At 44.0% G+C, this 14,126-nt stretch carries 11 protein-coding genes and 1 tRNA gene; 7 read left to right on the top strand and 5 right to left on the bottom strand.

The genetic code is table 11. The annotated features are described in order from the left end of the window. The first annotated feature begins 17 nt into the window (after window positions 1-17). From GF401_09700 to tatA, 4 genes are all read left to right on the top strand, one after another. A complete protein-coding gene (locus tag GF401_09700; protein ID MBD3345322.1) occupies window positions 18-857 on the top strand; it encodes a sulfide/dihydroorotate dehydrogenase-like FAD/NAD-binding protein in 840 nt (279 codons plus the stop codon). After that, a complete protein-coding gene (gene gltA, locus GF401_09695) occupies window positions 854-2,260 on the top strand; it encodes an NADPH-dependent glutamate synthase (GenBank protein MBD3345321.1) in 1,407 nt (468 codons plus the stop codon). Before GF401_09700 ends, gltA begins: the two co-directional genes overlap by 4 nt. Continuing rightward, complete coding sequence (locus GF401_09690) at window positions 2,121-3,266, top strand: hypothetical protein (GenBank protein ID MBD3345320.1); 1,146 nt, start codon at window positions 2,121-2,123, stop codon at window positions 3,264-3,266. Before gltA ends, GF401_09690 begins: the two co-directional genes overlap by 140 nt. 77 nt (window positions 3,267-3,343) lie before the next feature. Continuing rightward, window positions 3,344-3,529 carry a twin-arginine translocase TatA/TatE family subunit gene (gene tatA / locus GF401_09685; GenBank protein ID MBD3345319.1) on the top strand — a complete coding sequence of 62 codons (186 nt, stop codon included), beginning with the start codon at window positions 3,344-3,346 and terminating at the stop codon, window positions 3,527-3,529. On the opposite strand, the gene GF401_09680 is transcribed toward tatA, so the two are convergent. Then, window positions 3,524-4,366, bottom strand: a complete 843-nt coding sequence (locus GF401_09680; GenBank protein MBD3345318.1) for a hypothetical protein — start codon at window positions 4,364-4,366, stop codon at window positions 3,524-3,526. The genes tatA and GF401_09680 overlap by 6 nt on opposite strands. A gap of 114 nt (window positions 4,367-4,480) precedes the next feature. Beyond that, window positions 4,481-6,058: a tetratricopeptide repeat protein gene (locus GF401_09675; protein ID MBD3345317.1), complete on the bottom strand. Its 1,578-nt coding sequence runs from the start codon at window positions 6,056-6,058 to the stop codon at window positions 4,481-4,483. A gap of 357 nt (window positions 6,059-6,415) precedes the next feature. On the opposite strand from GF401_09675, the gene GF401_09670 reads away from it, so the two are divergent. Both GF401_09670 and GF401_09665 read left to right on the top strand, forming a co-directional pair. Next, the gene (locus GF401_09670; GenBank protein ID MBD3345316.1) at window positions 6,416-8,518 is read left to right on the top strand and encodes a hypothetical protein; all 2,103 of its coding nucleotides are present in this window, start codon (window positions 6,416-6,418) and stop codon (window positions 8,516-8,518) included. A gap of 40 nt (window positions 8,519-8,558) precedes the next feature. Then, window positions 8,559-9,509, top strand: coding sequence for an FHA domain-containing protein (locus GF401_09665; protein ID MBD3345315.1), 951 nt, complete (start codon window positions 8,559-8,561; stop codon window positions 9,507-9,509). Window positions 9,510-9,542: 33 nt separating this feature from the next. On the opposite strand, the gene GF401_09660 is transcribed toward GF401_09665, so the two are convergent. From GF401_09660 to GF401_09650, 3 genes are all read right to left on the bottom strand, one after another. Further along, window positions 9,543-11,699 (bottom strand): hypothetical protein, encoded by a 2,157-nt coding sequence (locus GF401_09660; protein ID MBD3345314.1) that lies wholly within the window; start codon window positions 11,697-11,699, stop codon window positions 9,543-9,545. Between the two features lie 12 nt (window positions 11,700-11,711). Continuing rightward, on the bottom strand, window positions 11,712-12,446 hold the full coding sequence (locus GF401_09655; protein ID MBD3345313.1) for a hypothetical protein: 735 nt from the start codon (window positions 12,444-12,446) through the stop codon (window positions 11,712-11,714). Window positions 12,447-12,641: 195 nt separating this feature from the next. After that, window positions 12,642-12,713 (bottom strand) — tRNA-Gly (locus GF401_09650). A gap of 153 nt (window positions 12,714-12,866) precedes the next feature. On the opposite strand from GF401_09650, the gene GF401_09645 reads away from it, so the two are divergent. Beyond that, on the top strand, window positions 12,867-14,081 hold the full coding sequence (locus GF401_09645) for an NADP-dependent isocitrate dehydrogenase (protein MBD3345312.1): 1,215 nt from the start codon (window positions 12,867-12,869) through the stop codon (window positions 14,079-14,081). The last annotated feature ends 45 nt before the right edge of the window (window positions 14,082-14,126 follow it).

The following is a 14,126-nucleotide window of genomic DNA, read 5'->3' as shown; positions in this document are numbered from 1 at the left end:
ATACAGGGAATTGAATCATGAATGAAATTATCAAAACCGAGCAGTTATCGGAATTTGTTTACCGGTTCCGAATTACTGCTCCGCGAATTGCAAAAAAACGCAAAGCGGGTCAATTTATAATCCTTCGCCCGGAAGAAGACAGCGAACGGATTCCCCTCACGATTGCCGATGCCTATCCTTCCGAAGGATGGATTGAGATCATTTTTCAGATTGTTGGACGGACCACTCAGCAGCTTTCTGCGATGAATGAGGGTGATACGATTCTTGACCTTGCCGGCCCTCTCGGTCAGCCAACTCATATCACCAATTTCGGCAAATGCCTCTGTATCGGTGGCGGTGTTGGTATTGCACCTCTCTATCCGATAGTCAGCGCTCTCAAAGATGCCGGGAACTCAATCACTACAATTATCGGTGCCCGAAATAAGAGCCTGCTTATCCTCGAAGAAGAAATGAATGCCAGGTCTGATCGTTTTTTTATCACGACCGATGATGGTTCCAAAGGAACAAAAGGGTTTGTATCCACTGTTTTTGAAAAGCTGTTGTCTGAAGGTGAAAAATTTGATTATGCAATTGTTATCGGGCCGGTTATCATGATGAAAGTTACTACTCAATTGATAAAAAATGCCGGAATTCCCTGTATGGCATCGCTCAACCCTATTATGGTCGACGGTACCGGTATGTGCGGAGGCTGCCGGGTAACGATAAACGGAGAAACGAAATTTGCCTGCGTTGATGGTCCCGAATTTGATGCAGCCGGGGTAGACTGGGATGAGCTTATCAAACGCCTGACAAGCTATTCCGTCTTTGAGAAAGATGCAACAGAAAAACACCAATGCAGATTACGAGGCATGGCATGAGCAAACAAGAGAGAAAGCGCCGGACTGTACCGGTACCGATGAATGAGCAGCCTTCGCAGGAACGAGTGCGGAATTTCAAAGAAGTACCCTTTGGCTACACCGAAGAGCAGGCCGTTGAAGAAGCCTCTCAGTGCCTTCAATGTAAGAAGCCCCTTTGTGTGCAAGGGTGCCCGGTTAATGTAAAAATCCCTGAATTCATAAAAGCGATTGCCGACAGAGAATTTGACAAAGCGGCCCATATTCTGAAAGAAACGAATTCACTTCCGGCAGTCTGTGGAAGAGTGTGTCCTCAGGAAGATCAGTGTGAACAGAAATGCATTCTGGCCAAGAAATTCACTCCCATAGCGATTGGTAATCTCGAGCGTTTTGCTGCCGACTGGGAGCGGGACCATGGAAAGATGTCGACACCCGAATGCAAAGCCTCAAGGGGCAAAAAAGTCGCCGTTGTCGGCTCCGGCCCGGCCGGCCTTACCGCTGCAGGCGAACTTGTTAAGGAAGGTTTTGATGTTACCATTTTCGAAGCGCTTCATGAAGCTGGCGGCGTTTTGATGTACGGCATACCCGAATTCAGGCTGCCAAAGGAGATTGTTCAGCAGGAAATATCAATGCTCGAAAAGGCCGGGGTGAAAATACAAAAGAATTTTATTGTGGGTAAAACCGCCACTATCGATGAGTTGTTCAATGAAGACGGTTTTGATGCTGTCTTTGTAGGATCCGGAGCAGGTCTCCCCTCTTTCATGCGTATTAAAGGTGAAAACGGTATCGGAGTATATTCTGCAAACGAATATTTAACCAGAAGCAACCTCATGAAGGCGTACAAGCCCGAGTCCCAGACACCGATCATCCGGGGTAAACGTGTTGTGACTGTCGGCGGAGGAAATGTTGCCATGGATTCCGCCAGAACCGCACTCCGCCTTGGCGCCGATGAATCTATCATTGTTTATCGCCGTAGTGAAGCCGAAATGCCCGCCCGGGCAGCAGAAATTCACCATGCCGAAGAAGAAGGTATCCAGTTTAATCTTCTCTGCAACCCTGTCGAAATTATTCAGGATGAAAAAGGGTTTGTTGAAGGAATCCGTTGTATCCGAATGAAACTGGGTGAACCCGACAGTTCCGGACGGAGACGGCCGGTTCCGATTGAAGGTAGTGAGTTTGTAATCGATTGTGATGTTGTTATAATTGCCATCGGCAATAAACCGAACCCGCTGATTCCCCGTACAAGCCCTGATATCGAAGTCTCCAAATGGGGTACGATCGAAGCAGATGAAGAAGACGGCCGGACATCAAAAAAACATGTATATGCCGGCGGCGATATCGTTACCGGAGCTGCGACAGTTATTCTGGCTATGGGCGCCGGAAAAAGAGCTGCACAAAGTATTATTAAAGATCTGCTCGAGAACTGATCGGTCCGCCTCTTCCATTATACCGGATAAAAACATTTTCCGGCAGACGCGCTGCGCTTTTTATGGTATAATATATAATGAATATTACTTCCCGATTTTCCTTGCCTGGTTATTGAACATTATTTTAACCAAAGAGGCTTTTATGGATGGCTTTACTTCCGAAAAACTGCTGCAAAATGGAATAAGCGAAGAGCGCATTAATGAAAAGAATCTTTCCGAAATCGATTTGTCGCACCGAATACTCTCAGGAATCGACCTTCGTGGCTTCACAATAACAAAAGTCAATCTCGAACATGCCGATCTTACTGCAGCCGACCTCCGCTTTCTTCAATTCGGAACAGCCAATTGTGTGGGAGCTTCCTTTATTGGCGCCGATCTTCGGGGAGCGAATCTCAGTTTCGGCTATTTCAATAACTCGGATTTCCGGGGTGCAGACCTTCGGGGAGCAATCCTGGTCGATTCTCTTTGCAGCGAATCCAACTTCTCCGGTGCAGATCTCAGGGGAGCAACCCTGGGAACCGGCCATTATGACTCAGATTTCAGGGGAGCGGATCTCAGGGGAGCCGTATTGCCCCCCGATTATGATTTCGAACAGATAAACTGCGATATGCGAGGTGCGCTTCTCACCGTTCCCAAAGATGAAATGGCAAAAAACATGCGCAAACTCGAACGGATACAACTCAGTGATCAGCTTCCGGTAATTAACAAAGAAACTCAGCAGCATATGGGCTCCCTGATCGATATTAATGCCCACGGCTTGAAAATTATGAGCCAGTTTGAGACCAATCTCGGTTCGGTATACAAAATCAATATAATCCTCCCCGGTGAATGTATATATGGTGAGACTCTCGAACTGAATATCAAAAGTATCTGGTGCAATCCCGACCATGATTCTTCAAATTTTTTTACCGGATTTGAAATACAAAATCCAACAAAAACAGTAACCGATATAATCGATAAGCTCATTAAAAATTACCGCTCCCGTCGAATTGAAATAACAGATTGATTCCAAAAAATTCACTTTTAGACTATATTATCTGAGAACAAACCAATTGTACTACTGCTGATACAAGGAGTTTTAATATGGGTTTAGGTCCACAGGAACTGATAATAATTCTGATTATTCTTATGCTGCTTTTTGGTGCAAAAAAAATACCCGATCTCGCGAAAGGACTTGGCAAGGGTATTAAGGAGTTCAAGAAAGCCCAGGATGATGTTCAGAAACAGATTGAAGATACCGATAAGGACGATAATTCCAAAGCATCATAAGGGAGAGTCAACAGCTACCGCAAGTACAGGACATGGCGTTTCTCTGAGCACATGTTCGGTAATGCTCCCCATGATTTTCTGCGTAAACGTATCTCTTCCGTTGGTCGTCATTACAATAAGGTCCGGATTTTGTTCATGGGCTTTTTTAATAATTGTATCGACGAGTTTATCCCCCTTCGGAACAAAAAGCACTTCGTTCCATATGAGATTTTCCAAGACAAGGGATGATAAAACCGGAAAACTTTCTCCAACATGAAATCCGGTTACTTCGGCCGAATGGAGACTGGAAGAATGGAGAATATTTTTGGTCAGTTTGATTGCAGGTTCTGCGCAGGGGTGTTCGGTGATGGGTATCAGAATTTTTTTCAGGCCGATTTTACCCGAGAGGCTGTCGACAAAAGGGCGGGTTTTTCCGGGCACGTAGAGCGTTGTCTGGCGATATGATTGTGCCAGATGCTCGGCGACATACTGTCCGAAAAGACCAGAAAATCCGCTTCGGGTATCGGTTCCGATTACAAGAAGATCATGGTTGCGTCGCTCCAGCCGTTTTCCTATGGCTTTTTCGGAATGGCCCTTTTTAAGAATTTTTTTGACATTAATCCCCATCTTACCAACGTCACTTCTGTTTGATCCGGCCGGAAGCATACGCCACTGTTCAAAAGTTCGCCTCACGCCAAGGTCACCATGATGACAATCTCTGCGGACATCGATAATTTCCAATTCGCCTTTCATGATTGAAGCCAGACTGAGTGCATGAATAAAGGGACCTATTGAGTCGGCCTGCTCATGGATTGCGAGGAGAATCGAAAAGGGTTTCACGTTGTTTTGCGGGAGCATTACGATGATAATTTTTTAATAATGAATAAATAAAATTATTTATGCAACACCACGAAGGCAAGCCGAACAGAATAATTTTGTACCGATTCCTCTTTAAAAAAAGATTTTTCCATACTATTTAATATGCCTCTTAAGTTTTTCCGCTCTGATATTATCAATCCGTCTCAGTGTTTTGTAGTATGCCATCGCTTTATTCTTATCTCCGCCCTTCAAATATGCCATCCCGAGATTATATAAAACATCAGGATCATTGCTGTTGATTTCCCGGGCTTTCTTAAGATACCCTTTAGCCTTATAGTATTCTTCCTGATTGATACAGACTTCACCAAGGTTTTTCAGTATAGTGAAATTTCCGGGATTCGCCTTATTAGCCTGTGATAGTATTTCGAGTTCCTTCTCATTCATCCCCTGTCTGTTATAGGCTTGTGCAAGATTGAGATAGGCATCGATATTTTCGGGATTGATATTAATTGCCTGCTTGAATGAATTGACCGCCCAGTCGAACTGGTTTCTTTTCATGTAGACTGTTCCCAGTACAACATGAGCATAGTCGAAATCGGGTTTGATACTTATCGCCTTTTTGCATGGTTTGACCGCTTCATCCAGCGATCCCGTTTCGTTGTATATCCATGCCATAAGCGTATAGGCTGCAGGAAATTCATCATCAATTTTCAAGGCCTCGCGCAGAGTAATCATGGCATCGTTATATAACCCAAGCTCAGTAAAATTTAGCGCCAGATTGTAGTAAGCTCTCGTATCTTTGGGACTTATTCGGATAATTGCCTCAAGAGCTTCGCCGGCCTCCTGGAGTGCTCCGAGTTTTTTATAGCAGTAAGCCAGTTGGGTATAGGCTATTACATAACCGGGATATTTCTTTACTGCTGCTATAAGATGCTTCAGTGCATCTTCATATTTTCCGGTCTGGATAAAGGGAAGTGCTCCGGCATAGAGCTCTTCTGCAACGGCTTTCCTGTTTTCAAGACGGGATGATTGCCACTGGGCTAAGGTGATTCCTTTTGTTTTTTCCATTTTTATTATTCTGCTGCCGGGAAGGGCATGGACATGGTTTTGGCCATCGATATTATGAAGCACTGCAACACCAACTACTTCCCCGTTCATATCCACCACCGGACTTCCGGTCGCGCCCTGAGATACGGGGGCGGAAATTTTTATCAGGTTGCCGAAATTGGGGATTGAAATAATTGAAGAGACCTCGCCATCGGAAACAAGCGTTGCACTCACCATTACCATGATCTGTTCACCAACCGAAGGCAACGTTTTTTTAATATCAAGGGGATGAATTATATCCTTGGGAATCGGTACTGATATCCAGATCAAATCCCCTTCCTTATCTTCACAAACAATCGTATCAACCGGATACACCTTGCCGTCGGTAGTAACCGCTTCAATGAAAAATGCCTTATCAAAAAGATGGCGACTGGTTATGGCATCACCGGTATTTGAAATAAAAAACGCATTACCCTGCATCATCACTTTTCTGTTACGATCAAGAATTCGTAACGTAATAATTGACAATTTATTAGAGGTCGTTTTTTGTTGAATGTCTTCAAAGGGCTCATAGCAAAAGGCAATACCGCAGAAACCAACAATCATGCAGCATATCCTTACCAGGCCAACCAATGGAGCTTTGTTTGTATTACCGGCAACGGTTATCGGATACTCCAAAGACATAACTCCTTGTTGTGTAACGCTTTTGGTGCTTGAAAAGATTTTTTGCAAGAACCTGTCTCATACATACATCTGTTGGCCGAAGACCGGTCGGCTCTGTAGCCGGTCGACGCCGGCTGGGTGTTATGAGACAAGTCCATAAATATTTTCATGCATTCATTTTCAACAATCATTATATTAATACCCTTAGCGACCTGCCATTGGCGATTCTTAGAAACAGAGTAAATAATTATCGTCTGATATATTCAGATTATACTATTACAGTACTCTATCCTGCAATTACGTTAAAAATAGATAAAGGAGCATACTATTTCTCTTCCAACGATTGTCCATTGCCTGCATTTTTCATTCATTGTTTTATTGATAGTCACAAGCTTCGTATTTCGCGGCATCGCTCAGATTACCTATCCCGATGACATCCGCTGGCTTGATATGAAAAAGGATTTTAATGCAAAGGGAGACGGCATTACGGATGATACCGAGCCTATCCGTCGGGCATTTGCCAAATCACCGCAGGATTACGGGCGTCCAAAACTTATTTACTTCCCCGCCGGCACATATATAGTCAAACAGGCACTAATTTCCGACCGTTGCTGCTTGTCAATTCGTGGTCAGGGACCTGAGCAGAGTATCATCAAGCTTGCCGACAACGCCTATGGATATGATAATCCGGATGATCCCAAATCGGTAATCGAAACCGGCCCTCCCGGAAACTCGGCGCACAGAAATAATATCTGGGATATCGGGATAAACACCGGCAAGGGCAACAGCGGTGCAACAGGAATCACCTACCTGGCAAACAACAAAGGGTCTCTTCGCAATGTAACCATAAGCTCCGGAGACGGAGAAGGAGTTGCCGGTCTGGACCTTACCAAACCATGGCCGGGGCCCTGTTTAATTTCTAATCTTGAAGTAAACGGGTTTCGCTATGGTATCGATATAGCCCATTCGGAATTCGGGATCCCATTTGAACATATCACCCTTAAAAACCAGAAAATTGCAGCGATCAGGAATATCGATAATATTATCGCGGTCAGAGATATTTACAGCAGCAACAGTGTCCCTGCGCTGATATGTAAAAGCGGTATGGCGATTCTAATCGATGCCGTTTTTGAAAATGGAGCCTCATCAAATCCGGCGATAAGGCTTACCCGCATGGTTGATTTCAAGCAAACCGGGCGTCTTTATGCACGCAATGTAACTTCCAAAGGGTACCGTTATTCGGTAGAAATAAATAATAGTGATCAAAAAGCATTCGAATCTGATCTATCTCTTACCGAATATATCTCACACGAATCGCATACGCTTTTTGACAGCCCCCATAAATCCCTTGGGCTTCCTGTCGAAGAAACCCCTGTTTATCACCCCAACGATCTTTCAAAGTGGGAAAATGTTGAAGATCACGGTGCTTATCCTGATGACTGGGAGAATGATGCTCCCGGAATACAGGCTGCGCTGAACAGTGGCAAACCGCTGGTATACCTTCCTCGTGGATTTTTTATCATTAATAACACCCTTTCGGTACCCGGCACCGTTAGAAAAATAATGGGTTTCGACACCCACCTCCGGGTATATGATTCCGAAGTGACGGTATTTCATATCAATCAGGCAGGCAGTGAACCATGCATTATCGAAATGATTCAGGAAGATGAATCGCATGAAGGAACGGTATGGGTCAAACACGAGTCATCAAGGCCTGTAGTGCTGAAAAGCTGCGCTATTCATTCATATCAAAGCAGCAGTGGCGCAGGAAAGCTGTTTCTGGAAGATATTGTCATAGGTGCCCTTGCATTCACCCATTCCCAATCGATCTGGGCCCGGCAACTCAATATCGAAACCGATGCTTCATCGCCGAAAATCACCAATAGCGGTGCAACACTATGGCTTTTGGGTATGAAAACCGAACGAAAAGGCACGGTAATAAAAACAATCAACAACGGCCAGACAGAATTTCTAGGCACACTCTTATATCCTGCAGAGGATTTCGGAAATGCATCACTGGAACCACCGGCATTTATTAATAACAATTCTTCCGTTTCGGCTATTTATGCACTTTCAGCATATTCGGACAAGGGAAATTATCCGATCCATATCAAAGAGATTCGGAACGGCGCCACAAAAACTATTCGCAAAGAAGACCTCCCATCCCGATCGGACCATGGGTCTCTTATGGGACTCTACGCAGGCTTTGAATTAACCAATGATGTCATACATAGCACTCCTAAAATCAACACCGGCAACAAACAAAACCCTTCGTTCTCTGTCCAGAGAATAATTCCATCATTCGACGGTAAAATCAGCCTCTCTCCTGATGCCGGTGAATTTTTTATTTATTCCTTGCAGGGAAGATTGATTGGGAAATATATTCGTAACAAGCACTACTCAGGAACCACTGTCAAGCTTCCTGATCTCAACTCCGCGGATCGAATACTTTTCGTGCGGACAAAAGAACGTGCACAATAATTAATCTGTTTCTTCACCCTATTCATGTATTGCAAATTTCATGGAATGGAAAATTGAAGTTGAAGATTTGCGAATCCACGAAACCCAGCGCTACACCAATCGAAAAGAACGGATTACGATAGGGCGCAACGCTGCCAATGATATTGTTATTGCAAACAGCTATATTTCGCGCGAACACCTCATACTTTCTCTATGCAAGGGTGATTGCCTGATTGAAGACCTCGGGAGCGTTAATGGAACATTTCTTGAAATAAATAACAAATGGCATAAAATCGGCGGCACGACTCATACCATTCCGCCTTTCAAACTGCTTTTAGGCGAAGAAATATCTCTGCGCATAGAACTGAAAGCAATTACTCACTTAGCAAATGAATCTGCAGACGCCACCCGGGCCCATCCCAAACTGTCGATGTCTCAGGTGTACAGCATAAAAAATCTCGAACGTGAAGAAAGCATGCTTGTTCTTGATTTATGTGATTCCACCTCTTTAACGAACATGAATGAAACCATGGCATTTCATTTGAAAAAAAGAGTCGATACGATTTCCCGCATGGCGCTCAATGCTCATCATGCTCGTTTTCATAAAAATACCGGTGATGGTTTCATTGCCTCTTTTAAAAATTCAATTGATGCATTCCGGGCCTCCCGTGAAATACTTTGGAGAATCACCGACCGCAATCAGCGCACGCGAAATCCGAAAATCCATGTCAGAATTGCTCTTCACAAGGGGAAAACATACACAATCGATTCCGGGGCAAAGGACATTCACGGCAATGCAGTCAATATCGCCTTTCGTATCGAGAGCCTCCAGAAGAACGACTTTATTAAACTTTTAAATTCTTTTCCCGAACGCGACCGGGTTCTGTGTACCCGATATTTTTATGAAGATATCAAGCTACGTACCCCGAGTTTCGGCGATGATTTCATCTGGTGCGGTACGGCCAAGCTGAAGGGGATCAAGAATCCTATCGAGGTTTGCTGTGTAAAGTAAATTTCTCTTGGCGGGTTTCTTTTTTTCAGCAAATCACGCACTCCTGGCCTGCTCTTCAGCAGCCCTATGGCGCTCCTTAACTGTTTTCATATACTCCATTACATCCGGACCGGTTACATTCTGTGACGACGTTATCGAGATGACCGTCTGAATTCCCGCTTTTTTGTCGTCAATGGGGATGGAATTCTTCTGAAGTTGCGTTGCTATTCGGCGCCTGACAATTTTTGCACCGCTTTCATCGGTCATGGGAAGAATAATCAGGGGTATTTCTTTGGAGCGGGTTCCTATAGAACCTACCAGATCAAGATCACGGAGCAATGAGCGAATGGAAGCAAATATTTCCGGCATAATTTCTGCCTGTTCATTGTTTTTGAGCTCTTTCCAGACCATCTCATACCTGACGCCGCGCAGGGCAACCATGAGAGTGGAAAAGGGACTCTGATATCTGAGCCAGCTTTTGATTTCGCGGCCGAGAAAATAGAGAAGGTTCTGAGTATTTAAAACGCCTTTGGGAAGGGGACGCAGAGTTTTTCGATTTTTCACCCGCTCTGCTATTTTTGTCATAAATTCGTTAATCTGAGCAGAGGTATATCCCCTATGGGCCAGAACATCTCTCAGTGGATTATTAATGCTGTTTATTTCAATTTCCTGATCGACAATGGTATCGACAATCTGCATCATGTAGGATGTTGCGCTTTCTTCTCCCTTTGCAACGAGATCGACAATCCAGTTTGATTTAAGGATCGAGAGCGCCTTTTTAAACCGTGTAGTGAGCTGATCTTCAACACGATGCATCACCTCTTCTGATACACCTTCAGTTCTCAATCGGGCGATAAGCTGTTTTTCGATAGTATGGATGATCTGTTCAAGGGCCTGAATTCCGCCTGCCCTCCCCTGTGCTTCATGGGATTCCAAAGCCAGCTTGCTGCTGGTATTTTCTATATAGGAACTCAAAAGATTGGACAGTTCTTCTTGGGTGCCCCCGGTACCTTGTTTGATTTCGGAGCCTAATAGAATCAGTTTGACAGCCTCTTTGGGATCCCGTTTAATTGCATGTACTACCTCATCGGTGGAAATCCCGAATTCATCGGCGCTCTCCGAAATGGCATGAATGACCGATTCGCTCTGAAGTTCTTTGCTGAGTTCTTTGGCCAGCAGGAGGAAATCGGGAAGCGACATACCTTCTTCGAGAAGCCCGTGTTTCAGCCGGGGAAGTAACCGCTTGAGTTCGTTAATATCGGGAAGAATCCGTTGTATGAGTTGGGCCAGCCTACTCACCGAGATCTGTCCTTTGCGGAATTCTTCACGGACAAGGCGAATAATGACTTCGTAGGTGAGTTGATCAACCTCTTCAAATACGGGGGCCGAAGTTTTTACGATTTTCCCCATTGTTCGCTGCAATTCGAGCCCCTCCCGGAGCTGCATTTTCAGCTGACACATGGCTTCCATCATTTCATCAATTGAGACCGCCTGTTCAGCCACCTCTTTCCGCTGCTGGATTTGATAATTCAGTTCCCGTATCCTGCCGACGACCTGTGATTGAGCTTTATCGGTGCCATCGGTAACAACCGAAAGGATATCACCGGCGATATCCCGGGGTTTTTCTATCAGTTCATTCAGGGAAAATAGCTTACCCAGCTTTTCCAATGAATGGTTCTGAAATGCATCTTCTTTCGATACACCTGGCGCATCATTCAGAAAAGTTTCATCACGATTAACAATATCTTCATCAGCCTTAACCTGCCGATAGGTTATATAATTCAAACGAACACCACCAACGTTTCGCTGGGCCAGTTCTGTTTCCACGGCATCAATTGAATCATACTGTTCGTTCGAATCGAAAATTCGCGCAAATTCCCGGATATCTTTAACAGCAATTCCCTGCTCAAAAGATATCGATTCGATGCCCACTTTTTTAAATGCACCAATTATCCTGTCTGCCTTCAGTTTCGAATCGACGCAATACTGTTCGATATAAAGAGAATCATGCTGTCGTGAGAGGGTAACAACCGGAAGAAGGGTGTGAGTTTTTTTTAACTGTTTAAAAAAATCCGCGGCATTATTCTGTGTTGTAGGATGCTGTGCGCCATAAAAATTGGCGCTATTGTACATTACATTGAAGGCGATTGCAAGAAGTTCTGCCTCACGCCGGGCAAATCCGTTTTCAGGAGTTTTTGGGGATGATACCATAAAATTGTTAAATTATTTTCCTCGAATACATGAACCGAAATTGGTAAGCAAAAATGTGAAATAGGGTGAACCGGGCTGGCTGCGTTTCAGCATTACCGTGCATTGAGAATTATCGGCAAGCACTTTCAGTTTCTTCAGAGATATATAATCAGAAATGGACTCTTCCGAGTAATCGAAAACCTGTTCTCTGGACGCCTCCCCTAATTGCATATAGAAATAGTTCTCGGTTAATTCCAGAGCATCGACAATATCCTGGGCAATCGCATTGGTGACCGCAGGAATAACATTATTTTTTTTTATTGCCATGGCAATGGTGTCCTCAAGATTCTTGTGCTGATTTGACTTTGCAAAATCGTGGTAAGGTTCTTCATTTTTCATCGATTCAAAGGAAGCGTAATTGCGGAGGAAATCAGCAAAATCATATTTACTCATCATTTCATTGAGCAAATCATTCTGACTGTCTCCTATAGTAAAGCTTTTGAAGCGATCGAAATGAAATCCGCCAAGCTGTTCATTCATCTTTTTGAAAATAAGGTAGGAATAGACCGTTTTTCTTTCCACTCGTTCCGGTAATGGGATATCTCCCCTGTTCATATAATGCCTTAAGGCACAATAGACTTCGTTATTATTGAGTAACGATTCGGTCAGCTCTTTTTCGAGAGTATGGTAGCCATAATGGGTCATTAACTCGTATATGTCGTTTCTTAAGTCCGACTTGACTCTGTCGATAATGTAGCGTTTATTCATTTTTCAGGGCAAAAAGATGTTGTAGCATTTGATAATATTATACAAAAAAACGATTGTTCAAACAAATATTTTCTGGAATTTAGTTGCCTGAAACAGGTTTTTTAATTTTTAGGACCTTATAAATATAAACGGAGGCAGAGGTAATATCGAAAAAAAAGGGGGTTTATATGGGATTATCGGAAAAAAAGAGTAAAAAGCGGGAAATGGGATTCGAACCCACGACCTTCACCTTGGGAAGGTGACACTCTACCACTGAGTTACTCCCGCGTTTTGAATAGTTTAAGATAACTTTATTGGTTAATAATGTCAATACCTGCCCTTGTGATTTGATGGTCTATTTCGTATTTTAGAATGTTTTAACTATTTTTTAATCTTTTTAAGAAGAATTTAACTCATCTCAACCAGAAAGCGAATACCAAGGTGTCTGAAAGCATAATCAGCATGAAAAGCGGAAGTTTGAATGTACCGGAAAATCCAGTAATTCCTTTTATTGAGGGAGACGGGACGGGTCCTGATATCTGGCGTGCAGCCCAGTATGTATTTGATAGCGCGGTAGAAAAAGCGTATGAAGGTTCACGAAAAATCGAGTGGAAAGAAGTTCTTGCCGGGCAGAAGGCCTACGATACGGTCGGAAGTTGGCTCCCTGATGAAACGGTTGCAGCTTTTAGAAAGTATCTGGTTGGAATCAAGGGCCCCTTGACTACACCGGTTGGAGGCGGAATCAGGTCGCTTAATGTCGCTCTCCGGCAGCTCCTCGATCTGTATGTCTGTCTCAGGCCTGTCCGATATTACGCCGGTGTCCCCTCTCCTGTTAAAAAGCCCCATCTTATTGATATGGTTATTTTCCGGGAAAATACCGAAGATGTCTATGCCGGGAAAGAGCTTGAGGAAGGCACCTCCGAGGTGAAAAAGCTTATTGATTTCTGCAAAGAGAAATTCGGATGGGAGATTCGTTTAGATTCGGGTATCGGGATTAAACCGATTTCAATTACCGGTTCAAAACGTCTTATCCGGGCAGCAATCGAATATGCGCTCCTGCATAATCGAAAGAGTGTAACACTTGTTCACAAAGGAAATATTCAGAAATTCACTGAAGGTGCGTTTCGCAAATGGGGATATGAATTGGCAAAAGAAGAATACGGCGGCAAGGTAGTCTCCTGGGAGGAGTGTAAAGGGAATCCTCCTGAAGGAACGATAATGATAAAAGATGCGATCGCTGATATCTTTCTCCAACAGATTCTAACCCGGGCCAATGAATTCGATGTTATTGCCACCATGAACCTGAATGGAGATTATATATCCGATGCTCTTGCTGCACAGGTAGGCGGCATCGGTATTGCTCCCGGCGCCAATATCAATTATGAAACCGGCCATGCTCTTTTTGAGGCAACTCACGGAACAGCTCCCAAATATGCCAACCTTGATAAAGTTAATCCGAGTTCGGTGATTCTTTCGGGTGTCCTCATGCTTCGTCATCTGGGCTGGGAAGAGCCTGCCGATCTGATCGAACGCGGAATAAGCAAAGCAATCGAGAAAAAGCAGGTTACCTACGATTTTGCCCGACTTATGGAAGGCGCAACAACTTTGTCATGCTCCGGTTTTGGCAAAGCAATTGTGGAAAACATGGACAAATAACTATAATTGTAATAAAATAACAGTGCATATCACTTAACCTTGTCG

It is taken from the genome of Chitinivibrionales bacterium (assembly GCA_014728215.1).
GTDB lineage: Bacteria > Fibrobacterota > Chitinivibrionia > Chitinivibrionales > WJKA01 > WJKA01.
The sequence above is the reverse complement of the archived record's forward strand: the minus strand, read 5'-3'. Positions and strand labels throughout refer to the sequence as shown.